Source organism: Mesorhizobium qingshengii (genome assembly GCF_900103325.1).
Taxonomy (GTDB): domain Bacteria; phylum Pseudomonadota; class Alphaproteobacteria; order Rhizobiales; family Rhizobiaceae; genus Mesorhizobium; species Mesorhizobium qingshengii.
This window is the reverse complement of record NZ_FMXM01000015.1, coordinates 49,158-71,534: the sequence shown is the minus strand read 5'-3', so window position 1 is coordinate 71,534 and position 22,377 is coordinate 49,158. Positions and strand designations below refer to the sequence as shown.

Here is a 22,377-nt window from a genome sequence, read left to right as displayed (position 1 = left end):
TCCTTTGCATGCGCCTCTAGACCAAGGCGGCCCGGCGGAGGATCCGCCTTGCCCGCTCGATGACAGGCCGATCCACCATCTCGCCATTCACCTGGATAGCTTCGCCCAATGAGGCTGCGCCAACGATGTCGCGCGCCCAGGCGATTTCGCTCAAGCCAGGGCGAAAGGCGCGGCCGATCGGCTCGATTTGTCTCGGATGAATCGCCATCTTGCCGCCGAAGCCCATCTTCATCGCGTGGCGTGCGTCATCCTCGGCGATTTCGGGACTGCCGAGATCCGTCGTTATGCCGTCGATCGGCGCGGTGCGACCAGCCGCGCGCGAGCGCCAGACGATTTCGTGGCGCGCCGCAAGCAGGCTCAGCCGATCATGCGCGCAACCGAGATCAAGCGAAAAATCAACCGAGCCGAAGGCGACGGCAACAACGCCAAGCGTGGCCAGTATATCCGGCAGGTTGGCGAGACCGAAGGCGGTCTCGACGAGTGCGATGACACAGACATCGCGCGCAACCCGACCGGTGAGGTTGGCAATGTCTTCGGGACGCTCGGCCTTGGGCAGCATGATGGCGACGCCGTCGAGGCGCCGTACGGCGTCGATATCCGCTTCGTACCAAAAGGTGCCGGCGGCGTTGATGCGGATCGTTACTGGAGATTTCAACGCGGCCGCATGAGCAACAACCGCCTCCCTTGCGTGGTCCTTGTCGGCAGGGGCGACGGCATCCTCAAGGTCGAGAATGATCGCGTCCGTCCCGCTGTTGTCGGCCTTGGCAAACCTGTCCGGCCGCGAGCCCGGCACAAAAAGCGGCGCGATAGGCGTGACGAAGCTCACCATTGCGCCGTGGCCTTCACCGTTGTTTGCCCGTCCGCCGATCGTACCTCCAACGCCATGCCGTCCTTGTCTCGGGCCGTTGCGCTCAGGACGAGGCTCTGTGGACCGGTCGCCGGATGCACGCCCCTAAATGAGAAGCGGCGCGGCGACTGGCCGACAATGGCGGTAGCGAAATTCAGGAGCAGCGTCGCCTGGAGCGGGCCGTGGATGACGAGGCCGGGATAATGTTCGACCGCCATGGCATAAGGCGCGTCGTAGTGGATGCGGTGCCCATTGAAGGTCAGCGCGGAGTAACGAAAGAGCAGCACCGGATCCACGTCAACCATGCGCTCGTGCGATGCGGCCGGGGGTGGACTTGTCGGCGGCGCAGGGGGCGTCGCGACGGCATCGGCGGCGCGATAGACAATGGTTTGGTCCTCCTCGATTACCGGACCAGCGTCATTGGCGATGTCGTGCCGGACCGTGACGAAGACGAGCGGGCCGGTGCGGCCTTGCTTCTCCTCGATAGCGGTCAAGGTCGAGCGGCGGTGGATGGCGTCACCGCCGCGGATCGGCGCCATGACACGCAGGTCGCTGCCCGCCCACATGCGGCGCGGAAGCGGCACTGGCGGCAGGAAGCCGCCTTTGGCCGGGTGTCCGTCTTGCCCGAGTTCACGCGCGTCGGCGATGTCAGGCGTCAGGCACCAGTGCAGGCCGGGCGCGACCTGATCGGTCTGCGCCGCGTGAGGACCAAGCATGGCACCGAAGCTGGCCAATAGGCGCGGGGTCACGATGTCCTCGACCTCGCGCGTGCGCCCAACCCATTCCTGCAGCATTGTGCTTGTGTCCGGGCTCATCACGCTTCCTCTTCAGGCGGCGAATTCGGACCGGATCCGGTCCGTATCAGCACCGAGAGCGGGGACGCTGGGGACCGTTGCGAAGCCCCCCGGCCGCCCCGCCGGCACTGGTACTGCGATGCGCTTGCCATCCGGCAATGCCACCTCTGTCCGGCGCAACGCCTTGTGGTGCGGCAGGTCATGCATCGCGCTCACCCGAGCCCAGGCGATCTGCGCCTCGTTGAGACGGTCTATGGCGTCGTCGCAGTCGATTGCCGCGAAGATCGGTTCGATCTCGGCGTCGAGTGCCGTGCGATTGGCCACCCGCCAGGCATTGGCGGCGAAGCGTTCGTCCGCGAACAGATCCTGTCTTTGCAAAACGATGCTGCAGAAGCGCTTCCATTCACTGTTCTGCTGAATGGACACGACCACGGCGCCATCCCGGCAGGCATAGGGCCGGTAGGGATAGATCGAGGCGTGCGCCAAGCCATATCTTTGGGTCTCTCGGCCCGCATATTCGTAGTGCAGCAGTGGCACGGTCATCCAGTCGGCCATGCCGTCGAACATGGCGACTTCGACGATGCGACCGCGTCCGGTCTTCTCGCGCGCCAACAAGGCTTCGAGGATCGACGCGTGGGCATTCATGCCGGTGGCTATATCGGCGGCGGAAACCCCGACCTTGCACGGTGTGTCCTGTGTGCCGGTTACGGCGCAGATGCCGCTTTCCGCCTGCACCAGCATGTCGTAGGCGCGCATGGACGCATAAGGCGTGTCTTGTCCGTAACCGACGATGTTGATGGCGATCAGCCGAGGGAATTTTTTCGCAATTGCATTGGCTGAGAGGCCGAGCCGGTCGATGGCGCCCGGCGCAAGATTCTGCACGAAGACATCCGCCCGCGCCACCATGCGGTGCAGCAAAGCCAAGTCGTCTCTTGCCTTCAGGTCGAGCACCGCGCTCTCCTTGCCGCGGTTGAGCCAGACGAAATATGCCGACATGCCTTCGACGGCGGAATCGTAGTGACGCGCGGTTTCACCTTCCGGGCGCTCGATCTTCACGACGCGCGCGCCGGCGTCGGCGAGGCGAACCGTACAAAGCGGAGCGGCGACCGCCTGCTCGATGGAAACGACAAGCAAGCCTTCGAGCGGGCGGCCGGCATCAGACATTGCGTTGCACTCCGGAGCGGGCAAGCACACCGGGCTTCAGCCGTTCGTTCCTGCCGTAGTCCTCGGATGGGTGGAAGAACAGGCGCGGCGTGCCGTCGATGTCTTCGAGTCTGTTGCGGTAGGCCTCCAGATAGGCCTTGCGGCCATCGTCGCCGACACGGCCCGGCATATAGGCGACGAAGGGTGGCAGCACGTCAAAGCCGGAATAGCGCAGCAGGCCATTGTGGATCGGCCACATCACGGTGAGGATATCGCCGTCGATGCCATCGGGCGCATAGGTGTCGGCCGACGTGCCCGTGGTGGCGGCCACCATGGCGAGCTTTCCCCTGAACATGCCGGTGTCGTATTTGCGGCCCGGCAGATAGGCGAAGCCGCGCGCGAAGACACGGTCGGCCCAGCCCTTGAGAATTGCGGGCATTCCGAACCACCAGACCGGGAACTGGAACAGCACGAAGTCCGCCTGCTTCAGTTTTTCGATCTCGCCGCTGATGTCGGTCGAGAGCGCGCCGGCCTCATAGGCGGCGGTCTGCTCGCGTGGCAGGCTGAAGAAATCGGGATCATTGCGTTCACGTGTGATGTCGCCCGGTCCGGCGACAGGGTTGAAGCCCGTCGCATAAAGATCGCTGACGACCACATCGTGGCCGCCGCGGGTCAAGGTTTCCACCGCGAGATCCTTCATGGCGCCGTTGAAGGATTTCGCTTCCGGGTGGGCATAGACGATCAGGACATTCAAGGCGGCACCTCTTAGTAGGATCGCGGCAGTCCAAGCACATGCTCGGAAAGGTATGACAGGATGAGGTTGGTAGAGATCGGCGCGACCTGATAGAGGCGGGTCTCACGGAACTTGCGCTCCACGTCATATTCTTCGGCGAAGCCGAACCCGCCATGGGTCTGTATGCAGGCATTGGCGGCTTCGTTCGAAGCGTCGGCGGCCAGCATCTTGGCCATGTTCGCTTCGGCGCCGGGGTTCTTGCCGGCTTCGTAGAGGGTCAGCGCCTCGCGCACCATCAATTCGGCGGCGCGCATGTTGGCGTAGGCCCTGGCGATCGGAAACTGGATGCCCTGGTTCTGGCCGATTGCCCGGCCGAACACATGCCGCTCCTTCGCATAGGTGCTCGCCTTTTCGATGAACCATTTCGCATCGCCGACGCATTCGGCGGCAATCAGGATACGCTCGGCGTTCATGCCGGAAAGAATGTAGCGGAATCCCTTCCCCTCTTCGCCGATCAGGTTTTCGGCCGGCACGCGCAAATCGTCGAAGAAGACCTCGGCGGTGGCGTGGTTCATCATGGTGCGGATCGGCCGGATCGTAAGCCCGTTGCCGACCGCTTCGCGCATGTCGACGATGAGGACGGAGAGGCCGTCCGTCTTCTTCATGCCGTCCTTCAGCGGCGTGGTGCGCGCCAAAAGCAGCATCAGATCCGAATGCTCGGCACGGCTGGTCCAGATCTTCTGGCCCTTGACCACGAAATGATCGCCGTCGAGCCGCGCGGTGGTCTTGAGCGCACCCGTGTCGGTGCCGCTGGTCGGTTCCGTGACGCCAAAGGCTTGCAGGCGCAATTCCCCGGCGGCGATCTTCGGCAAGTATCGCTGCTTCTGCGCTCCCGAGCCATGGCGAAGCAGCGTGCCCATTGTGTACATCTGGGCGTGACAGGCGCCGCCATTGCAGCCGGCGCGCTGGATTTCCTCCAGCACGGCGGCGGCAGCGGAGAGCGGCAGGCCAGCGCCGCCATATTCCTCTGGGATCAGGATCGAGAGCCAGCCGGCTTCCGTCAGCGCCCCGACGAATTCGCGGGGATAGGCCATGTCCCTGTCGAGCGCGCGCCAGTATTCGCCGGGAAACCGGGCACAGAGCCTGGCGACCGCATCCCGAATGTCCTGATAGAGTTCCATGAGGGCTTTGCCCGACCTTTCATCGTGCTCCGGACTCGCATTATGGCGCTGGGAACTCCTATCAGCAATGCAAGCCAGGCGTGAGCAGATATCCCGAAATTCGAAAGCTCATGGCGCAGAACCCAAGAGCTGGCCGACCCACACGGCCCGCTCGACAAGGTCCTTGGCTATGTCCTCTGTCGCCTGCCCGGCGAACCGCGCCAGCCGTGAGGCAGGCCGGTCGGCCGGGTATGCGAGGATGAGCCGGCGTACAGGCACGGGATCGATCAGCGGCGCGGCGGTAAGCAGACCCGCGGTCACGTCAGCATGGATAGGGGCGAGGGGCAGGATCGTCCAGCCATGGCCGTTGCGCACCAGGTCCTTCAGCGCCGAATACGAGTCCGCTTCGATGCCGACATCGAGGGTGATGCTGGTCTCCGCGGCGCAGCGTTCAACGATGATGCGCAGCCCGTGCTTGATGCTGGGCAGCAGCAGGCGCTTGCCGGCAAGCGAGGCGAAGGACACGGCGCGCACGGTCGAAAAGCCGGCGTCCGGCGGACCGATCAGGAAGAGGTTTTCCAGAAGCAGCGGGCGCGAGCGCAGCGAACGCGCCATGCGCGGGTCGTAGAGCACCGCGACGTCGACCTCGCCCCGGTGCAGCCAGTCGAGCAAATAGCCGGTGTAGGCGCTGACAAGCCTGAGCTTGGCCTTGGGGTGGGCCTTGCCGAAGGCGGCTGCCAGCGGCACCGAAATAATGTCCGCCACGGTGGGCGGCAGGCCGATCGCCACTTCGCCGGTCAGCGGCGCGTCGGCGGGCGTGGCGGTGACGCGAATCTCGTCTATCTCGGCCATCACGCGCATGGCGTGTGTCAGTACCTGCTTGCCTTGCTCGGACAGTACCATGCCGCGCCCGTGGCGCAGGAAAAGGGCGAAACCCAGCTCTTCTTCCAGCATGCGCACCTGCCGGCTGAGCGCCGGCTGGGCGATGTGCAGCCGGTCGGCCGCCTTGCTGAGGCTGCCGAGTTCGGCGACGTGGATCAAGGTGCGTAGCTGCGATAATTCCATGAGTTATCGAATATCATTATATCTGATCACAAGAAAGAGACGAAGATTGGATCGCATAACCCGGGTAATCTCAGGCCAATCCAGTTCTCGGAGGTCCAAGGTGACGGCGAGCGTGCGAGCAAAACAACCGGAAACAGCGACCCTTACGGTTGATCCGGCGGCTCCTGAAAAGCAGTGGCCAGATCAGGTCTATGACGTGCTCAAGGCCGCCGGCATCAGCCAGATGTCCTATGTGCCCGATGCCGGCCATACCACATTGATCCGCCGCTTCAGCGCGGATCCCGAGGTCGTCACCAATGTCCTGACAACGGAGGAGGAAGGCATCGCGATTGCTGCAGGTTCATGGCTCGGCGGCAAGCGGAGCGTCGTGCTCATGCAATCCTCCGGCGTCGGCAACTGCATCAACATGCTCTCGCTTCCCGTACATGCGCGCTTTCCCTTGCTCGTCCTGGTGACGATGCGAGGCGAATGGGCCGAGTTCAACCCGTGGCAGGTGCCGATGGGGCAGGCGACCGAGGCTTCGCTGAAGGCGATCGGCCTCAGGGTGCTGCGCGCCGAGACCGGTGACGACCTGGTGGAGACGGTGGCGCAAGCCGCCGCGATGGCTTTCGACGCCGACCAGCAGATCGCGGTGCTGATCGGGCAGCGGCTGCTCGGCAAGAAGAAGTGGTAAACGACATGACGCTACCGACAATGGACCGCCGGGTTGCAGTGAAGAAGCTCCTTGACGCGCGCGACGGCGCCTTGGTGGTGACCGGTCTCGGCTCGCCAAGCTACGACGTGCATGCCGCCGGCGACCGCGACGACAACTACTATCTCTGGGGCGCCATGGGCGGTGCCGCGCTGATCGGCCTCGGGCTCGCCCAGGCCCAGCCGCAGAAGCGGGTCATGGTGATCACCGGCGATGGTGAGCAGCTGATGGCGTTCGGTTCGCTGGCGACGATCTCGGTGGCGCGGCCCAAGAACTTTGACCTGATCGTGCTCGACAACCAGCATTTCGGTGAGACCGGCATGCAGTCCAGCCATACCGGCCAGGGCATTGGTTTCGACAAGGTCGCGGCCGCTTGCGGCTTCTCGAAAACCGCCGAGTTGCGTTCGCTGGAGGAGGTCGACACGCTGTGTGAAGAGCTTCGTCGCCCGGCCGACGGCCCGCGCCTTTTCGTGCTGAAAATCACCGCCGAGAATTTGCCGCGCTCGTTGCCCCCGCGTGATGCGGTCGAGGTCAAGAACCGCTTTCGCGCCCATCTGGGCTTTGCCACCTGTTGAGGGTCGATATGCCGCTGGTCAGCTTCCAGAACACGGTCGGCGGGCGGCCCCAGTCGAGCGCCGATACATTCGAGAGCCATGATCCCTTTACCGGCAGGCCCTGGGCGCTGATCCCGCGTGGTGGCGCGGCCGAGGTGGATGCCGCGGTGGCGGCGGCAAAGGCGGCCTTCCGGTCGAAGGAATGGTCTGGCATCACGCCGATCGCGCGCGGCAAATTGCTGGTGCGAATGGCCGAGCTGATCGCCGAAAATGCCGACCGCATAGCCGCGATCGAGACGCGCGACAATGGCAAGTTGATCACCGAAATGACGGCGCAACTGCGCTACATTCCGGAATGGTTCCGCTATTTCGGCGGTCTTGCCGACAAGATCGAAGGGGCTGTGCTGCCGATCGACAAGGCGGGCATGTTCGCCTTCACCCGCCACGAGCCGCTGGGTGTCATTGCCGCAATCGTGCCTTGGAACTCGCCACTTCTGCTTCTGACATGGAAGCTCGCGCCGCTGCTAGCGGCAGGCAACACTGTCGTCATCAAACCGTCGGAACATGCCTCGGCCTCGACGCTGGAGTTCGTGAAACTGTTCGCGCAGGCGGGTTTTCCGCCAGGCGTGGTCAATACGGTGACCGGCATGCCCCTGGATGTCGGCGTACCGCTGGTCTCCCATCCCGACATTGCCAAGATTGCCTTCACCGGCGGTGAGCCCGGCGGCATCGCCGTTTACCGTGCGGCTGCCGAACAGCTCAAGACCGTCACGCTGGAGCCGGGCGGCAAATCGGCCAACATCGACTTCGACGATGCCAATATCGAGAGCGCGGTCAACGGCGCGATATCAGGCATTTTCGCCGCCACTGGCCAGACCTGTATCGCGGGCTCGCGCCTGCTGGTGCATCGCAAGATACATGACCGGTTCGTGGAGGACGTCATAACGCTGGCCGCCAGCGCCCGAATAGGCAATCCGGCGCTGTCCGAGACGCAGGTGGGGCCGATTACGACACAGGCACAGCGCGAGAAGGTGCTCTCTTATCTCGGCATCGCCCGTGCCGAGGGCGCGCAGTGCGTGCTGGGCGGCGGAAAGCCGACGTCGGGTGAACTGGCCGATGGCTGGTTCGTGGAACCCACCATCTTCACCGGAGTGAACAACACGATGCGGATCGCGCGCGAAGAAGTGTTCGGGCCGATCCTGTCCGTCATTCCGTTCGACGACGAGGACGAGGCCTTCGCCATTGCCAATGACAGCCCCTACGGACTGGCCGCGGGGATATGGACCAGCGACATGGGCCGGGCGCTGCGCGGTGCGGCGGCGATGGAAGCGGGTATGGTCTGGGTCAATACCTACCGCGCCGTTTCCTATATGGCGCCCTTCGGCGGCTACAAGAGGAGCGGTATCGGTCGCGAGAGCGGACAGGAGGCCATCAATTCCTATCTGCAGACCAAGACGGTGTGGATAGACACGGCCGGCAAGACCGCCAATTCCTTCGTGATCCGTTAGGGTAGGCTGCATGGGAGACTTGTCCGAATCCGTCAGGCTCGGCATGCCGCTCCCAGAATCCGTGGCCTACTTACAATGACGAAGGGATTGGACATGAGACAAACGGGCAAGGTGGCGGTCGTCACCGGGGCGGCGCGTGGCATCGGGCGCGCTTGCGCCGAACGCTTTCTGGCCGAAGGCGCGAAGGTCGTCCTCGGCGATATCAATGCCGCGGAACTGAAGAAATGTGCCGGCGAAATCGGTACTGCCGATAGCGTGCTGGCAGTCGTTACGGATGTTAGCAAGAAGGACCAGGTCGATGCGCTGGTTGCGGCGGCGGCGGCGAAGTTCGGCCGTGTCGACATCATGGTCAACAATGCCGGCATCGCTCCGGTTCAAGACTTTCTCGATATCAGCGAGGCGGATTACGACAGGGTTCTCGCTGTCAACCTGAAGGGTGCGTTCATGGGCACCCAGGCCGCGGCCCGCCGGATGATCGCGCAGGGCGGAGGCGGCGTCATCATCAACATGTCGTCGATCAATTCGGGCCTCGCCAACCCGCGCGTTGCCACCTACGCGATCTCCAAGGGCGGCATGAACCAGGTCACCAGCACGGCGGCCGTCGCCTTCGCGCCCCACGGCATCCGCGTGGTTGGGGTCGGGCCGGGCACCATCGCAACGGATATGGTCATGGACGGGACATTCATTGATTCGGAGGAAATGCGACGGGCGGTTCTTTCGCGGACACCGCTCGGTCGCCTGGGAACCGCAGCCGAGATCGCCTCCGTCGTGGCGTTCCTGGCCAGCGACGACGCATCCTACATCACCGGCGAGACGATCTACCCCGACGGCGGGCGCCGCGTGCTGAACTATACGGTCCCGATCAAGGAGTGAGGACATGGGTAACTTCGACAAGCTGCATCACATCTGCATCGTCGTGCATGATATCGACAAGGCGCAGGCCTACTATGACTCCATCGGCATTGGGCCTTGGGAGTCCTATCCGCCGCTGGCCGAGTATGAAGAACTCCAGGTGCCGAGCCCCGAGGGTTTCAGGGCGATGCAATACCGGATCTGCAACCTGCCGAGCGTTCAGCTGCAACTTTGTCAGCCGAACCACGATCCTTCACCGCAGCGCATTCATCTGGATACCAAGGGTGAAGGTGTCTTCCATATCGGCTTTGAAGTCCGTGACGCGGACGCAGCCGAGACCAAGGCGAAAATCGACGGGCTTTCCGTGCTGATGCGTGGGCGCCGGGAAAACCGCACCGGCTTCACCTATTACGACACGGTCAACAAGGCGGGCGTCATCTTGCTGACCCGGGCAACCAATCTGCCCGGCAAATGATCTTCCCGCGCGAAGGATTGGGGCTGGACGAGGGGGCGGGGAAACTGGTCAGCTTCCCCGCAATTCCTGAAGGCGCTCGACCAGGAATCTTCCGCTAGTGATGATATGCATTTCCAACAGGCTGACCGCGCGCAACGTATCCTTGGCTTCACACAGTTCGATGAGTTGCCAATGGTCGCGGTCGGACTGCACCTGAATCTCGGTGAGCGTCACCATCATGCGGGTGTATCGTTCCAGTTGCTGGTAGATGCGTCCCACCAATTCGATTGTCGCCTTGCGACCGGACGGCGCGTAGAGCGTCGCGTGGAAATTCCAGTTCAGCTGGTTCGAGTACTCACCTGTTCTGCCCTGTTCCTGGTGCTGTTCTGCGCGTTCACGGGCAAGCGCGAGGTCCGCCTCCGTCATCCTTGGAATGGCAAGGGCAAGCAGCCATGTTTCGATCCGGGCCCGCAACTCGTAGAGCTCGAGGATCTCGTCCAGGGAAATGGAGGTGACGACAGCTCCCTTGTGGGAAACCAGCGTGACGAAGCCTTCCGAATGAAGCTGATGTAGCGCCTCTCGTACCGGAATTCGGCTAACACCGAACTCGGTGGCCAAATGCTCTTGCCGCAACTGGAAGTTACCAGCGTATTCGCCCATCAGGATCTTCTGCCGTATGGCATCGGCGACCTGGGTCGAGATGGTTTTCTTCTGTACGAGCATAAATCAGCCTGGGGGCGGTCGCCTTGTTTTTGATTGGCGCCGTTTTGATTGAAGAAGTGGACGCATAGCACCGTTGTCAATCTGATGCCATGCCGCCCGTTTCGCTTCAGTAGACATGTTCCTCGATGGGCTGGTTGGCGGCGATCCGTTCATAGCGGAAGGCCGACAGGTCAATGGAGCGGTACTCGCCGTAAGCGACGAGGTCACTGACGCCTGACCCGGTTGCCGCCGCATGCATCATGCCGTGGCCGCTGAAGCCGGTGGCCAGCACAAGGTTCGAGACCTCAGGATGTCGCCCGATGATGCCGCTATGGTCGAAAGTATTGTACTCATAGAGCCCTGCCCAGGCGCGCAGCATCCGCAATTGTTCGAAACCAGGCACACGATGGGCCAGCGCTGGCCAGATCAATTCGTCGAACAGTTCGTAGTCCACATCCAGGCCAAAATCGTCTGGCTCGTTCTCGCGCACCGGCGGAACACCGCACAGGAACAACTGACCTTCCGGCCGGAGCCAGAGGCCGCTTGTGTCGAAGATGAAGGGGCAGTTCTCGATCCTTGCCGGTGTCTCGAAGACGAAGACGCATCGCTTGCTCGGAACAACCGGCAGGTCCGCGCCGGCCATCCTAGCAATACCCGCGCTCCATGGTCCGGCCGCGTTAATCACCGTTCCTGCGGCAAGCCGTTCGCCATTGTCCAGCACCACCTCGCCAACTTTGCAGGAAGAAGCCATGGTCAATTTGGTCACGGTCGCGGCAAGATAGTCCACGCCCTGCGTGCGCGCCTTTCGACGGAAGGCCTGCATTAGGCCAGGGCCGTCGAACCAGCCTTCGCTGCCAATGCCAAGTGAGCCGAGGGCGAGATCGTCCGTGTTGAGCCAAGGGAAGCGTCGTGCCAGATCGACCTGGTCGATCAATTCCGCGTCGACGCCCATGCTGCGCTGAATGCGGTTCTTGCTACGTTGCGCATCGGCGCGCTCGGGCGTCGCCAGCACGAGATAGCCTGGCTCATACAACCCGATGTCAGCCAACTCGTCGCCAATAGCAAGCCGCGTGTTTACCTCGCGTAGGAAGTCGATGCTGAACTGCGACATGGCGATGTTAGGCGCTGTGCCGAACTGCTGGCGTATGGCGCTGGTCGACAATGAGGACGATGAGGCCGTGTAGTACGGATCGCGCTCGATAACCGCGATCCTACCATCGAAATCTGAATTGGCAGATAGAAAGTAGGCGATCGAACTGCCGACCACGCCTCCGCCGACGATCACCACGTCATAGTTTGTGCCCATCCTGACCGTGTTTCCTATTTTGAATACCATACGCTGAAGATTGGATACTTTTTGTTTCCAACGCCACCCTTGCATAAGACATAACCCGGCCTTTGGTGCAAAAAAAGGGGTTTGACGGAAAAATTAGAATACATTATCCAATTTCCACGAACGCCATCTGCCCTGGTAAGGTTGGGCAGCCACACCGAGGAACGTTCCGTGGGCCTCATTGCTCCCCGTCTCGACGTCATCAAGCCAAGCCCCAGTATGGCGGTCACCGCTCGGGCAATTGAAATGCGCTCGGCCGGCATCGACGTTGTCGGCTTGAGCGCGGGCGAGCCGGACTTTCCGACGCCCCCACACATCGTCGAGGCGGCCTACGATGCCATGCGCAGGGGTGAGACGCGGTATACGTCGGTGGACGGCACGGCCGCGCTGAAGAAGGCGGTGGCGGAGAAATTCAGGCGCGAGAACAGCCTCGACTACAAGCCCTCCCAAATCACTGTCGCGGGCGGCGCAAAGCAGGTCATCTACAACGCCTTGCTGGCAACGCTCGCCCCGGGTGACGAGGTGGTTGTTCCCGCGCCATATTGGGTTTCCTACACCGACATCGTGCTGCTGAGTGAAGGCAAGCCTGTGGTAGTTCCCTGTACGGAGGCGGAAGGGTTCAAGCTGAGACCGCGAGCCTTGCGGGAAGCCATCACCGAGCGCACGAAGTGGCTGCTGCTCAACACTCCATCCAACCCGACAGGCGCCGTCTACAGCCGTGACGAACTTGCCGGACTGGCCGAGGTGTTGCTCGACTACCCGCATGTCCATGTGCTGACAGACGACATCTACGAGCACATTCTGTTCGATGGGCGCGCGTTCCATACCATCGCCGCTGTCGAGCCGCGGCTGAAGGACCGCACGCTGACGGTCAACGGCGTGTCGAAGGCCTATTCCATGACCGGCTGGCGGATCGGCTATGCCGGGGGGCCGGAGGCGCTGATCCGCGCCATGGCGACAGTGCAGAGCCAAAGCACGTCGAACCCGTCATCCATCTCGCAGGCCGCTACCATAGCCGCGCTGGAAGGTCGTCAGGATTTTCTTCGCCCGCGCACGCTCGAATTCCAGGCGCGGCGCGACCGCGCCTTGGAGTTGTTGCGCGCGATTCCTGACTTCACCTGCCAGACGCCCGAGGGCGCTTTCTATCTCTATCCCAATTGCTCGGCCTTGATTGGCCGACGACGCCCGGATGGCACTATTATCAGCAGCGACGATGACCTCTCACTTTACCTTCTCGATCGGGCGCGGGTCGCGGTGGTCCAGGGCTCGGCTTACGGCCTGTCGCCGCATTTCCGCATTTCCATAGCCACGTCGATGGACCTGATCGAAAAAGCGATCGGGCGTATCGCCGAGGCCGTCGAAGCGTTGCGTTAGTCCCGACCATGGATCTCGACTTTGTCCAAAGACTAATCGAATTTGTCTCGCGTTCGCCCATTGGTGACCTGGAGGTCCAGCGCGACGGAGTTCGCATCCGCATTTCTAGGCAGGCGAAACCGGAGCAATCTGCCTCGTTGCAGTCAGGGCCAGCGCTAGGCACTGCCGTTTCCTCAAATCCGGCTCCGACGGCTCCGTCCATCGCGCGGCATTCGATCCGCGCGCCGCTGACGGGCGTGTTCTACCGTTCCAGTACCGAAGGTGAGCCGCCGCTCGCTTCGGTCGGCGATGTGGTTGAGGAAGGGCAGAAGGTCGGCGTCCTGGAAGCCATGAAGACGTTCAATGTCGTGGAATCTGATCGCGCCGGGAGGATTGTGCAGATCGCTTTCGACGACCATGCCGCCGTGCAGTCCGGCGACGTACTGTTCGTTCTGGAAGACGTGGGGTAAGGGCGATGTTCGACACTGTCCTTATCGCTAATCGCGGTGAAATTGCATTACGCATCCTGCGCGCCTGCCGCGACCTCGGATTGAAGACTGTGGCGGCGCATTCGGAAGCCGATGCGAGCCTTCGCCATGTTGCGTTGGCGGATAGGGCGATCTGCATCGGGCCGGCTGCCTCGACGGAGAGCTATCTCAACATTGCAGAGATCATTACCGCCGCGCAGCTCACCGGCGCGGGCGCCATCCATCCGGGCTATGGTTTCCTATCTGAGAACTCGGCCTTCGCCGAGGCTGTCGAGAATGCCGGCCTTGCCTTCATCGGGCCGTCAGCGGCGGCCATCCGTACCATGGGCGACAAAGTCTTTGCCAAGCGTACGATGATCGCTGCCGGCGTTCCCTGCGTCTCAGGCTCGGAGGGGGCGCTGCCGCAGGATGAGCAATCCGTGTGCGCCAATGCCGAAGCCATCGGCTATCCGGTCATCGTCAAGGCGGCGGGCGGCGGCGGCGGGCGCGGCATGCGCATCGTGCGCGAAGAGCGCGCACTGATGGAGGCCGTGTCGCTGGCGCGAGAGGAAGCCGGGCGGGCCTTCGGCAACCCGCAAGTCTATCTGGAGAGATTCCTTGAGCACCCGCGCCATATCGAGATCCAGATTCTGGCGGACCGGCACGGTACGGCGGTCTGGCTTGGGGAGCGGGATTGCTCCATGCAGCGCCGCCATCAGAAAATCATCGAGGAGGCGCCGGCGCCCGGCATCGCCCGCGAGGCGATCGCCGAGATCGGCGACCTGTGCGCCCGCGCATGCCCGACCATCGGCTACACCGGCGCGGGCACCTTCGAATTCCTCTACGACGACGGGCGTTTCTATTTCATCGAGATGAACACCCGCGTGCAGGTGGAGCATCCCGTTACCGAACTCGTCACCGGCATCGATATAGTACGTGAGCAAATCCGCATCGCACGGGGCGAACCCCTGTCGTTCAGCCAAGAAGACATCCACATTCAGGGTCACGCCGTCGAATGCCGCATCAACGCTGAAGATCCCTATAGCTTCCGGCCGCACCCTGGTCGGGTCGAGCGCTGGACGCCGCCCGGCGGTCCCGGAATCCGCGTCGAATCGCATCTCTACTCCGGCTACACGGTGCCGCCGCATTACGACTCGCTGGTGGCCAAGCTGCTGGCGCATGGCGCGACGCGGGCCGAGGCGATCCGGCGTATGAGCGGGGCGCTGGGCGAGATGGAGGCTGTCGGCATCGCCACCAACGCGCCGCTGCACAGCATCCTGATGGAGGAGCCCGGCTTCGTCGCCGGAGGCTTCGATATCCATCACCTCGAACATCTCATTGAAGGCGGTCTGCTCGAGCGACGAGGCGGCAATGACGATTGAGGAGATCGAAAGGCTGGCCGCCTGGTGCGCAAGCGCTTGCATCGGCGAGATCGAAATGTCGGAGGCGGGGTTTTCGCTGCGCCTGCGGATGCAACCCGCTGTTGCCGAAACACGTGTAGCGGCGGCCAGAGCGCCGGTAGGCGAGACGGTCTTCAAATGCGTGCGCGCGCTCGGCGTCGGCATCTTCCGTCTCGATCACCCAACCACCGGCCACCCGGTTGCCGAACCTGGCCAGACAGTCCGCAAGGGCGAGACGGTCGGTGTCCTGCAGGTTGGTCCATGCCTGAAAGCAGTCTTGGCATCGGCAGACGGCGTGCTGGGCGCGGCGCTGGTCGAGGACGGGGCAGTCGTCGGTTACGGCACGCCGCTCTACGCGCTGGCTTGAAGGCAACAGGCGATCGTTCGAACCATTAGGAAAGCGCCATGACGGCTAAACAACTGCAAGTCGATATCAATTCCGACATGGGCGAGGGCTTCGGTGCGTACAGGCTCGGTGACGACGCGGCGATCCTCGATATCGTGAGCTCTGCCAACGTTGCCTGCGGCTTTCATGCCGGGGACCCCGAGATCATGGCGGCCACTTTCTCGATGGCGCTCGAGAAAGGCGTTGCCGTTGGCGCGCATCCGAGCTTCGCCGATCTGTGGGGGTTTGGACGCCGCATCATCCCGCATTCCGCAGACGAGGTAGAAAGGCTAGTTGCCTACCAGATCGGCGCGGCGCAGGCGCTTTCCGCTTATGCCGGCCATCCGATCCGCTATGTGAAGGCGCATGGAGCACTGGGCAACCTTACCCAGGCTGACCGCAGTATCGCCGAAGCCGTAACGCGCGCGGTCAAGGCCGTCGATCCCAGCCTGATATGCCTGGCCATTGCGCTGGGCTTCCAGGACAGGATCGCGCGCGATACGGGCCTGACGGTCAGGTCCGAGATTTTCGCCGACCGCGCCTACACAGAGGAAGGTTTTCTGGTCTCCCGCAAGCTGGAGGGTGCGGTCATCCACGATGCCGAAAAGGCGGCGGAACGGGTCGTCCGAATGGTCGAGCAAGGCGCCATCGAGACGATTTCTGGCCAGATGCTGCAGACACCGATCGATTCGATCTGCGTTCATAGCGACACACCGGCGGCTGTCACCATCGCCGCGCGCGTGCGGGCCCGGCTTGAAGAAAGTGGCGTCAGCATAAGGGCGTTCTCGGCGGCGCCCTGAGCACAACCTAGTATACGGCGGGTCGAACGGGGTAGTCACCGCCATTTCAAAGCCAGACGTCGCTGGGGCGATGCCCGCGAGGTCGTCCGCAGGACTCCTTCAATCCGGTAGACACCATATGACTTGCAGGCGCGTCTCGTTCCGCTGCGACGATGACCTGTACGATGGGCGCTGGCCTGGATAGGGTTCAATCCAGCCTTACCGAAAATTGCATAGACGAGCTCATGCAAGGCATCGATGTTTAGGACAATGGCTCTACCCATTTTATCCCTCTTGAGCCGTTGCACACTCGCCTAACAGGAAAACTCCAGGTCCCTGGCGAAGGCTCTCAGGTCATTTGCCATCAGGAGAGGCTCTTCGAGAGCTGCAAAATGGCCGCCGCGCGGCATCGCCGTCCATCGGCGCACATCTCGAAACACGCGCTCGACCCAGCTCCTTGGCGGCATCGGCAATTCTTTCGGAAACAAAGCCAATGCAAGCGGAACGTCGATCGCAGTGCCTGGTGGGAACGCAAGTGGGCGGGCGCGAGTTTCCCAATAGAGGCGCATGGACGAGGCAATGGTCCGGGTGAACCAGTACAGTGAGATGTTTGCGAGCATGTCGTCCTGCGAAAATGTGGCACTGCTCAGATTGCCACCGCAGTCGCTCCACTCACGAAACTTCTCGATCATCCATGCCGCGAGCCCAACGGGCGAATCCGTCAGGCCGTAGGCAAGTGTTTGCGGACGCGTAGCTTGGATATGACCGTATGCGCCGTGCAGATCCGCCCATTTTGCTTTTAGTTGGAGGAAAGCGCGTTCTTCAGCGGTCAGATCGCCGGCTGGACTTGCATCATGCGGTGGCGAGAACGTGCCGGGGATGAAATTGAGATGCACCCCGGCAACATGGCGAGCGTCGGCATGTGCCAGACATGTCGCCACGCTGGCGCCGAGATCGCCGCCTTGTGCCAGATACCGATCGTAGCCCAACCGGTTCATTAATTCGGCCCAGAGGTTGGCAATGGCGAACAGGTTGAGACCAGGCTTGCTTGGCCGACTTGAAAAGCCGTACCCCGGTATGGATGGGATCACCACGTTGAAGGCATCCTCTTCCTTGCCGCCATGCGAGGCCGGATCGCGAAGGAGTGGAAGAAGCCTGCCAAACTCAAGGAAACTGCCTGGCCAGCCGTGGGTAAGTATGATTGTCTTGTCGGTCGGAATAGCGGCGCGTGCGTGGATGAAGTGGATGGTTTCGCCACCGATATCTGTCCGGTAGTGCGGATGGGTGTTCCAGGAGGCCTCATGGCTGCGCCAGTCGAAGCCCGTTCGCCAGTGCTGGACGACTCGACGCAGTTCCTCGTGCTCCGTTCCCTGAGCCCACCCAATTCCCGGCAATTGGTCTGGCTCACGCCAGTTTGCAATGCGCCTCTGCAATTCGTCGATATCGGTCTGGGCAACATGGATCGTGAAAGGGCGAATTTCCATGAACGTATATGCTCGCTGCTACGTTGCGAATAAAGCGGATGCGGAAATCGCTGGCCTAATCGCAGTCCTTTGACGAAGAAGAGCGTGATCAAGTCCTTTGAGCGTCTGTCACACTGTCTTGCAAAATATCGACTTGGCCGCGGCTTCCAGTCATCTGTTTGCGGGCTGCGACAAAGGCGTGACGCCACCTGTGAATGCTACGAAGCGCTTCTGTCGCCACTTCAATTGAAACACAAATAAAGCGCAGCCGTGCCCCGATGGGTGCCTGCGCGAGACGCCACAAATCGGCCTCGATCACTGTTGCGATCTTTGGGTAGCCGCCACACGTGTTGGCATCGGCGAGCTGGATGATCGGCTGGCCGGACGGGGGCACCTGGACGGTGCCCGGTACGATGCCGTGCGAAAGTAATTCCAGGGGCGAGGCAAGCGAGAGCGTTTCTCCGGACAGGCGATATCCCATGCGGTTGGCTTCGTTGGCAATGCTCCAGTCGCTGCCACTGAAGGCTGCCTGGGAAGCAGGCGTGAAGGCGTCGAACTCGGCTGCCGGAAGCACACGCAGTTCGATTGCCGAGGCAAAGCCATCCGCCGCGCCGCGCCTCTCCTCTAACGCCACACCAAGACCGCTTGACGGCAGGCGGTATTCCGCTGGGTTTAGTGCAAGCCTGTCACCGCGGGAGAGACCGCGTCCCGCAAGGCCGCCGAAATTGCTTTTCACGTCTGTCGCGCACGAGCCCATGATTGGGTGCAGATCAAGTCCGCCAGCAAAGGCGATGTAGGACCGAGCACCGAAGCGGGGGGCTTCGAGGACAACAGTCTCGCCTGCGCGGATAATCGTGGCCCACCATGGCGGGCAGGGGCGGCCGCCGACGCTTGCGACGCAACAGGCGCCAGTGATGGCGACAGCGGTGTCTACGAGCGCGCGAAGGCGGAATGGATGCATCGCCACCTCGATCCCGGCTGCGGAAGGATCATTGCCAAGCATAAGATTGGCGATTGCCAGCGCGTCCTTGTCCATGGCGCCGCTACGGCTGACACCCAGCGCCAGATAGCCGGGCCGGCCGAGGTCCTGAACCGTGTTCGGTAGGCCGGTAGTAAGGATCTCGATCATGCTCGGATCTCCGAAATAGCGAATCGGATCTTGTCTCCGGGTCTCAGCAGCACAGGCGATTGCGCATTAACGTCAAAGAGCTTTATGTCCGTATGGCCGAGAATGTGCCAACCGGAGGGGGCGGTCATCGGCATGATGCCCGCTTGCGGGCCACCGATGATAACGGCGCCCTCTGCCACTTTGAGGCGAGGTGTGCCGCGCCTTGCCCAGGCAAGCTGTGGGTCTAGACCGGACAGATAGGGAAAGCCTGGCATGGCGCCAATGGCTGCAACGGTGTAGGTGGCCGCGGCGTGACGCTGGACGGCCTCGTCGACTGACATACAGCAATGCGCGGCCCAGCCAGCAAGATCCTCACCCCGTTCGCCGCCATAGCTGACGGGAATAGTGTGATGCGCGCCAGCTACCGCGTGGGCATCGGTGCTGCCCCAGAGCGACTTCAGCTGCTCGGCAATGGTTTGCGGGTCCACGGCGAGCGGGTCAAACACCACGAGCAGGTTGTTCATGCCAGGCACGGCTTCTCGCACACCTTCAAGGGTCAGCGCGGTGTTCGCAACCGCCCAGACCAACTCCTGGGTTGAATCGCTGAAAGTGCCCTGCGCGCCATCGACTAGCAGCGCGCCCAATCCTGCAAGACTGATGCGAGGCGTCTCGGTAGCCATGATATGATCAATCCTTGACCGGCACCGTGTAGTTCAGGACGAGGCGCCCGCCGTCGGGATAGATTGTCTGGCCTACAATGTAGGAGGCATCGTCGCTGGCGAGAAATGAAGCGACGCTGGCAATCTCCGAGGGCTGACCGCATCTGCCGCTTGGCGTGCGCGACAGAATCGTCTTGCGCTGCTCCTCACTCGCCATAACTGAGTTCTTGACCATATCGGTCAGGATGGTGCCAGGGCCGATGGCATTGACGCGGATGTTGTGCGGGATCAATCCAACGGCCATGACTGCCGTTAGTTGCTTGATGCCGCCCTTGGATACGGCATAGGCCACCGAGTTTGGAATGGCCAGAATGGCGTTGATCGACGACATGTTGATGATCGAGCCGCCACGCCCCTGTGCGATCATGACCCGTGCCACCGCCTGACCGATAAGGAAGGGCGCCTTGAGATTGACACGCTGGACCCAGTCGAAAGCTTCCTCGGGGAAGTCGACGAAATCATCCAGGTGGATGACGCCGGCATTGTTGATGAGCACGTCCACGCCGCCGAACCGCTTCTTGGTCTGGGTAACGATGTCGGCCGCCATTTCCTTGGTGCATTCGGAGAGATCCGCCGATAGCCAGAAGGCGCGATCGCCGAGACGTTCGGCATGCTCGCGGCCGCGATCTGCCTTTACGTCGACAAGCACGACATTTGCACCGTCGGCATGAAAGCGCTCGGCACAGGCAAGACCTAACCCTTGTGCTGCTCCGGTTACGATCACGACTTTTCCTGCGTGCTTCACGGCGGTTCCTTTTTTCGAGATTGCTTACCAAATGGATATGTTATCCAATCTATCGTAAACTTGGGTTATATGGCAAGCCCGAGCGGCGAGGGCAAATGACCCGCCGGGTCGATCTAAAGGCAGTCCTGAGCGGTCTTAGGCTTTTTTCAGTGGACCATTTTAGGTCGGTTGACTTTTGTGTCGTAAGTGTGATTGGATAATATATTCACACATTTCACCGAATGAGGGAGAGCGGCGATGGCGGATGTGTCTCGGGAAAGCGAGCTTGTTGATGCGTTCCGCGCTTTTGCAACGCCGCTGATCAGCGATAACCTCGCTCGTGTCCCCGGAGCCGTCGGACTGCGGCCATTCCATAGGCTCAGCGGCGTGATGGCGGGCAGGGCGCTGACGGTCAGGACGCGAGCGGGAGACAACCAATTCATCCACCGTGCACTCGATCTCTTGCAGCCGGGGGATGTCATTGTTGTCGATGGCGGTGGATATGAGGGGCGTGCGCTGGTCGGCGAGATAATGACGAGCGTTGCAGCCTCGCGCGGCGCTGCCGGCATCGTCATCGACGGCGCTATCCGCGACGCCGGTGCCATCGGCCGCAATGGTTTTCCATGCTTTGCACGGTCTGCCATCCATCTTGGACCCTACAAGGATGGCCCCGGAGCTATCAATGTCCCGGTGTGCGTAGGCGGCATGGTCGTCAGTCCGGGAGACATCGTTGTGGGCGACGAGGATGGCGTCGTGGCCTTTCCAGTCGATGGAGCCGCCGCGCTGCTGGTCGCCGTGCGTGCACAAGAAGCGCGCGAGGCCGAAATCATGCAGACCATCAAAGAGAAACGCTATCAGGGGGCGTATGCCAACCCGCCCCGCGGCACTCATTGATCCACCGGCCAAGGGGGGAAGTCACGCCATACCTCCCACAAGCGGTTAGGTAACAAGCAGAATGCATTGCGGGCATGTTACCCGGATGCGCCAACAGGGGAAAATGGAGAGAATTATGGTTGTTTCCTTCAAAACGCTTGCCTGTGCGACCGCCCTTGCCGGGTTGGTCATGACAACGGTGGCTGCGGCTGCGGACATCAAGATCGGCATTGTCGCTCCGATGACTGGCCAACTGGCCAGCGAGGGGCAAGATATGGAAAACGCCGTGAAGATGGCGATCGACGCTGCCAATGCCAAAGGCGGCGTCAACGGCGACAAGATCATCACTACGACCGCCGACGACGCTTGCGATCCGCAACAGGCGGTAACCGCTGGCAGCAAGCTTGTCTCGGAGGGGGTGACCGCTATCGTCGGCGGCTATTGCTCGGGTGCTGTCTTGCCGACATTGAAGATCTATGGTGACGCCGGCATTCCGTTCGTTATCATCGGCGCGAATTCGACCAAACTGGTGAGCGCCAATCAGGGCAACGCCTTCCTCGCCAATTCGACCGGAGACATGCAGGCGACAACGGCCGTCGACCTCTTCAAGAAGAATGGCTACAGCAAGGTCGCGATCATTGACGAAGGCGATGCGTATTCGTCCGACCTGGCCAAGCTGACTGCCGACGCCTTTAAAGTCGCTGGCGGGGAGGTTACCGCCAGGGAAACGACAACCGCGGGCGAGCAGGACTACTCGGCGGTCGTCACAAAGGTCAAGGCAAGCGGCGCCGATGCCGTTTTCTGGACAGCTTACCATGCAGGCGGTGCTTTGCTTACGAAGCAGCTTCGGCAGGCCGGGTTCCAAGGCGGCATGGTACTTGGTGACGGCAACAATTCGCCCGAGTATCTAGAAATCGCCGGTTCAGCCGGTGAGGGCGTATATCTACTGTCCCCACCCACCGTCGACCTTTTGTCTGGCGCGAGCGACTTCAAGGCCAAGTACAAGGAAGCCTATGGCCGTGACGCCGGCGCATATGCAGCTCTCTCCCATGACGTCGGCGACCTGATCGTCGATGCCATCTCGCGGGCCAAGTCGGCGGATCAAAAGGCGATCATAGAGGCGCTCAAGGCAAGCGACTTCAAAGGCATTGCCGGTGAAATCAAGTTCACCGACAAGAACACACTTCAGACGTCGAACTTCCGCCCGGTAATCGCCAAGGGTGGCAAATGGGTGGCGGTCGAATAAGGGCGAAACAGGTTGGCGCCGAGG

24 protein-coding genes and 1 pseudogene are annotated in these 22,377 nt (G+C 62.0%); 12 read left to right on the top strand and 13 right to left on the bottom strand.

Going from position 1 to position 22,377, the window contains the following annotated elements; genetic code table 11:
* Positions 1 to 16: 16 nt before the first annotated feature.
* The 6 genes from BLS48_RS22490 to BLS48_RS22465 all read right to left on the bottom strand — a co-directional run bounded on the left by BLS48_RS22490 (position 17) and on the right by BLS48_RS22465 (position 5,742).
* Positions 17 to 829: an HpcH/HpaI aldolase/citrate lyase family protein gene (locus BLS48_RS22490; RefSeq protein ID WP_091582291.1), complete on the bottom strand. Its 813-nt coding sequence runs from the start codon at positions 827 to 829 to the stop codon at positions 17 to 19.
* The gene (locus BLS48_RS22485) at positions 823 to 1,662 is read right to left on the bottom strand and encodes an HTD2 family dehydratase (RefSeq protein WP_091582288.1); all 840 of its coding nucleotides are present in this window, start codon (positions 1,660 to 1,662) and stop codon (positions 823 to 825) included. The genes BLS48_RS22490 and BLS48_RS22485 overlap by 7 nt, the downstream gene beginning before the upstream one ends.
* A gap of 12 nt (positions 1,663 to 1,674) precedes the next feature.
* Entirely contained in the window at positions 1,675 to 2,805 is a 1,131-nt protein-coding gene (locus tag BLS48_RS22480) for a CaiB/BaiF CoA transferase family protein (protein WP_091582286.1), read from the bottom strand.
* Entirely contained in the window at positions 2,798 to 3,538 is a 741-nt protein-coding gene (locus tag BLS48_RS22475) for an NAD(P)H-dependent oxidoreductase (protein ID WP_091582283.1), read from the bottom strand. Before BLS48_RS22475 ends, BLS48_RS22480 begins: the two co-directional genes overlap by 8 nt.
* A gap of 11 nt (positions 3,539 to 3,549) precedes the next feature.
* Complete coding sequence (locus BLS48_RS22470; RefSeq protein WP_091582281.1) at positions 3,550 to 4,698, bottom strand: acyl-CoA dehydrogenase family protein; 1,149 nt, start codon at positions 4,696 to 4,698, stop codon at positions 3,550 to 3,552.
* Between the two features lie 108 nt (positions 4,699 to 4,806).
* Entirely contained in the window at positions 4,807 to 5,742 is a 936-nt protein-coding gene (locus BLS48_RS22465) for a LysR family transcriptional regulator (protein ID WP_091582278.1), read from the bottom strand.
* A gap of 100 nt (positions 5,743 to 5,842) precedes the next feature.
* On the opposite strand from BLS48_RS22465, the gene BLS48_RS22460 reads away from it, so the two are divergent.
* The 5 genes from BLS48_RS22460 to BLS48_RS22440 all read left to right on the top strand — a co-directional run bounded on the left by BLS48_RS22460 (position 5,843) and on the right by BLS48_RS22440 (position 9,822).
* Positions 5,843 to 6,415: a thiamine pyrophosphate-binding protein gene (locus BLS48_RS22460; RefSeq protein WP_091582276.1), complete on the top strand. Its 573-nt coding sequence runs from the start codon at positions 5,843 to 5,845 to the stop codon at positions 6,413 to 6,415.
* 5 nt (positions 6,416 to 6,420) lie between these two features.
* Entirely contained in the window at positions 6,421 to 7,008 is a 588-nt protein-coding gene (locus BLS48_RS22455) for a thiamine pyrophosphate-dependent enzyme (RefSeq protein WP_091582273.1), read from the top strand.
* An 8-nt stretch (positions 7,009 to 7,016) separates the two neighbouring features.
* A complete protein-coding gene (locus tag BLS48_RS22450) occupies positions 7,017 to 8,495 on the top strand; it encodes an aldehyde dehydrogenase (protein WP_091582271.1) in 1,479 nt (492 codons plus the stop codon).
* Between the two features lie 93 nt (positions 8,496 to 8,588).
* Positions 8,589 to 9,368, top strand: coding sequence for an SDR family NAD(P)-dependent oxidoreductase (locus BLS48_RS22445; protein WP_091582519.1), 780 nt, complete (start codon positions 8,589 to 8,591; stop codon positions 9,366 to 9,368).
* Positions 9,369 to 9,372: 4 nt separating this feature from the next.
* Entirely contained in the window at positions 9,373 to 9,822 is a 450-nt protein-coding gene (locus tag BLS48_RS22440) for a VOC family protein (protein WP_091582268.1), read from the top strand.
* A 48-nt stretch (positions 9,823 to 9,870) separates the two neighbouring features.
* Here BLS48_RS22440 and BLS48_RS22435 read toward each other — a convergent pair whose 3' ends face one another.
* Positions 9,871 to 10,524 carry a GntR family transcriptional regulator gene (locus BLS48_RS22435; RefSeq protein WP_091582267.1) on the bottom strand — a complete coding sequence of 218 codons (654 nt, stop codon included), beginning with the start codon at positions 10,522 to 10,524 and terminating at the stop codon, positions 9,871 to 9,873.
* A 106-nt stretch (positions 10,525 to 10,630) separates the two neighbouring features.
* The gene (locus tag BLS48_RS22430) at positions 10,631 to 11,884 is read right to left on the bottom strand and encodes an NAD(P)/FAD-dependent oxidoreductase (RefSeq protein WP_244529775.1); all 1,254 of its coding nucleotides are present in this window, start codon (positions 11,882 to 11,884) and stop codon (positions 10,631 to 10,633) included.
* A 123-nt stretch (positions 11,885 to 12,007) separates the two neighbouring features.
* On the opposite strand from BLS48_RS22430, the gene BLS48_RS22425 reads away from it, so the two are divergent.
* The 5 genes from BLS48_RS22425 to BLS48_RS22405 are packed head-to-tail and all read left to right on the top strand — an operon-like array spanning position 12,008 to position 16,241.
* Entirely contained in the window at positions 12,008 to 13,210 is a 1,203-nt protein-coding gene (locus tag BLS48_RS22425) for a pyridoxal phosphate-dependent aminotransferase (RefSeq protein ID WP_091582516.1), read from the top strand.
* 8 nt (positions 13,211 to 13,218) lie between these two features.
* Positions 13,219 to 13,659, top strand: a complete 441-nt coding sequence (locus BLS48_RS22420) for an acetyl-CoA carboxylase biotin carboxyl carrier protein (protein ID WP_091582262.1) — start codon at positions 13,219 to 13,221, stop codon at positions 13,657 to 13,659.
* A 5-nt stretch (positions 13,660 to 13,664) separates the two neighbouring features.
* Positions 13,665 to 15,038 carry an acetyl-CoA carboxylase biotin carboxylase subunit gene (accC, locus tag BLS48_RS22415; protein WP_091582259.1) on the top strand — a complete coding sequence of 458 codons (1,374 nt, stop codon included), beginning with the start codon at positions 13,665 to 13,667 and terminating at the stop codon, positions 15,036 to 15,038.
* Complete coding sequence (locus BLS48_RS22410; protein WP_091582256.1) at positions 15,028 to 15,423, top strand: biotin attachment protein; 396 nt, start codon at positions 15,028 to 15,030, stop codon at positions 15,421 to 15,423. The genes accC and BLS48_RS22410 overlap by 11 nt, the downstream gene beginning before the upstream one ends.
* A 38-nt stretch (positions 15,424 to 15,461) precedes the next feature.
* Complete coding sequence (locus BLS48_RS22405) at positions 15,462 to 16,241, top strand: LamB/YcsF family protein (protein ID WP_091582254.1); 780 nt, start codon at positions 15,462 to 15,464, stop codon at positions 16,239 to 16,241.
* A gap of 83 nt (positions 16,242 to 16,324) precedes the next feature.
* On the opposite strand, the pseudogene BLS48_RS36795 reads toward BLS48_RS22405, so the two are convergent.
* The 5 genes and pseudogenes from BLS48_RS36795 to BLS48_RS22385 form a co-directional block, all read right to left on the bottom strand.
* Positions 16,325 to 16,504 (bottom strand): annotated as a pseudogene (locus BLS48_RS36795) (oxidoreductase); the annotation flags it as partial.
* Positions 16,505 to 16,534: 30 nt separating this feature from the next.
* Entirely contained in the window at positions 16,535 to 17,704 is a 1,170-nt protein-coding gene (locus BLS48_RS22400; RefSeq protein WP_091582251.1) for an epoxide hydrolase family protein, read from the bottom strand.
* 88 nt (positions 17,705 to 17,792) lie between these two features.
* Positions 17,793 to 18,812 (bottom strand): 5-oxoprolinase subunit C family protein, encoded by a 1,020-nt coding sequence (locus tag BLS48_RS22395; protein ID WP_091582249.1) that lies wholly within the window; start codon positions 18,810 to 18,812, stop codon positions 17,793 to 17,795.
* On the bottom strand, positions 18,809 to 19,471 hold the full coding sequence (gene pxpB / locus BLS48_RS22390; RefSeq protein ID WP_091582246.1) for a 5-oxoprolinase subunit PxpB: 663 nt from the start codon (positions 19,469 to 19,471) through the stop codon (positions 18,809 to 18,811). The genes BLS48_RS22395 and pxpB overlap by 4 nt, the downstream gene beginning before the upstream one ends.
* A 7-nt stretch (positions 19,472 to 19,478) precedes the next feature.
* A complete protein-coding gene (locus BLS48_RS22385; protein WP_091582244.1) occupies positions 19,479 to 20,255 on the bottom strand; it encodes an SDR family NAD(P)-dependent oxidoreductase in 777 nt (258 codons plus the stop codon).
* Between the two features lie 237 nt (positions 20,256 to 20,492).
* Here BLS48_RS22385 and BLS48_RS22380 point away from each other — a divergent pair, with 237 nt between their 5' ends.
* Complete coding sequence (locus BLS48_RS22380) at positions 20,493 to 21,128, top strand: RraA family protein (protein ID WP_091582241.1); 636 nt, start codon at positions 20,493 to 20,495, stop codon at positions 21,126 to 21,128.
* A gap of 85 nt (positions 21,129 to 21,213) precedes the next feature.
* Entirely contained in the window at positions 21,214 to 22,353 is a 1,140-nt protein-coding gene (locus tag BLS48_RS22375) for a branched-chain amino acid ABC transporter substrate-binding protein (RefSeq protein ID WP_244529774.1), read from the top strand.
* Positions 22,354 to 22,377 lie beyond the last annotated feature (24 nt).

Bases quoted from the DNA above. Each gene is read 5' to 3' on its own strand.
- BLS48_RS22490 (WP_091582291.1), bottom strand. From the start codon at position 829: ATGGTGAGCTTCGTCACGCCTATCGCGCCGCTTTTTGTGCCGGGCTCG.
- BLS48_RS22485 (WP_091582288.1), bottom strand. From the start codon at position 1,662: ATGAGCCCGGACACAAGCACAATGCTGCAGGAATGGGTTGGGCGCACG.
- BLS48_RS22480 (WP_091582286.1), bottom strand. From the start codon at position 2,805: ATGTCTGATGCCGGCCGCCCGCTCGAAGGCTTGCTTGTCGTTTCCATC.
- BLS48_RS22470 (WP_091582281.1), bottom strand. From the start codon at position 4,698: ATGGAACTCTATCAGGACATTCGGGATGCGGTCGCCAGGCTCTGTGCC.
- BLS48_RS22465 (WP_091582278.1), bottom strand. From the start codon at position 5,742: ATGGAATTATCGCAGCTACGCACCTTGATCCACGTCGCCGAACTCGGC.
- BLS48_RS22455 (WP_091582273.1), top strand. From the start codon at position 6,421: ATGACGCTACCGACAATGGACCGCCGGGTTGCAGTGAAGAAGCTCCTT.
- BLS48_RS22450 (WP_091582271.1), top strand. From the start codon at position 7,017: ATGCCGCTGGTCAGCTTCCAGAACACGGTCGGCGGGCGGCCCCAGTCG.
- BLS48_RS22445 (WP_091582519.1), top strand. From the start codon at position 8,589: ATGAGACAAACGGGCAAGGTGGCGGTCGTCACCGGGGCGGCGCGTGGC.
- BLS48_RS22440 (WP_091582268.1), top strand. From the start codon at position 9,373: ATGGGTAACTTCGACAAGCTGCATCACATCTGCATCGTCGTGCATGAT.
- BLS48_RS22435 (WP_091582267.1), bottom strand. From the start codon at position 10,524: ATGCTCGTACAGAAGAAAACCATCTCGACCCAGGTCGCCGATGCCATA.
- BLS48_RS22430 (WP_244529775.1), bottom strand. From the start codon at position 11,884: ATGCAAGGGTGGCGTTGGAAACAAAAAGTATCCAATCTTCAGCGTATG.
- BLS48_RS22420 (WP_091582262.1), top strand. From the start codon at position 13,219: ATGGATCTCGACTTTGTCCAAAGACTAATCGAATTTGTCTCGCGTTCG.
- accC (WP_091582259.1), top strand. From the start codon at position 13,665: ATGTTCGACACTGTCCTTATCGCTAATCGCGGTGAAATTGCATTACGC.
- BLS48_RS22410 (WP_091582256.1), top strand. From the start codon at position 15,028: ATGACGATTGAGGAGATCGAAAGGCTGGCCGCCTGGTGCGCAAGCGCT.
- BLS48_RS22405 (WP_091582254.1), top strand. From the start codon at position 15,462: ATGACGGCTAAACAACTGCAAGTCGATATCAATTCCGACATGGGCGAG.
- BLS48_RS22400 (WP_091582251.1), bottom strand. From the start codon at position 17,704: ATGGAAATTCGCCCTTTCACGATCCATGTTGCCCAGACCGATATCGAC.
- BLS48_RS22395 (WP_091582249.1), bottom strand. From the start codon at position 18,812: ATGATCGAGATCCTTACTACCGGCCTACCGAACACGGTTCAGGACCTC.
- pxpB (WP_091582246.1), bottom strand. From the start codon at position 19,471: ATGGCTACCGAGACGCCTCGCATCAGTCTTGCAGGATTGGGCGCGCTG.
- BLS48_RS22380 (WP_091582241.1), top strand. From the start codon at position 20,493: ATGGCGGATGTGTCTCGGGAAAGCGAGCTTGTTGATGCGTTCCGCGCT.
- BLS48_RS22375 (WP_244529774.1), top strand. From the start codon at position 21,214: ATGCGCCAACAGGGGAAAATGGAGAGAATTATGGTTGTTTCCTTCAAA.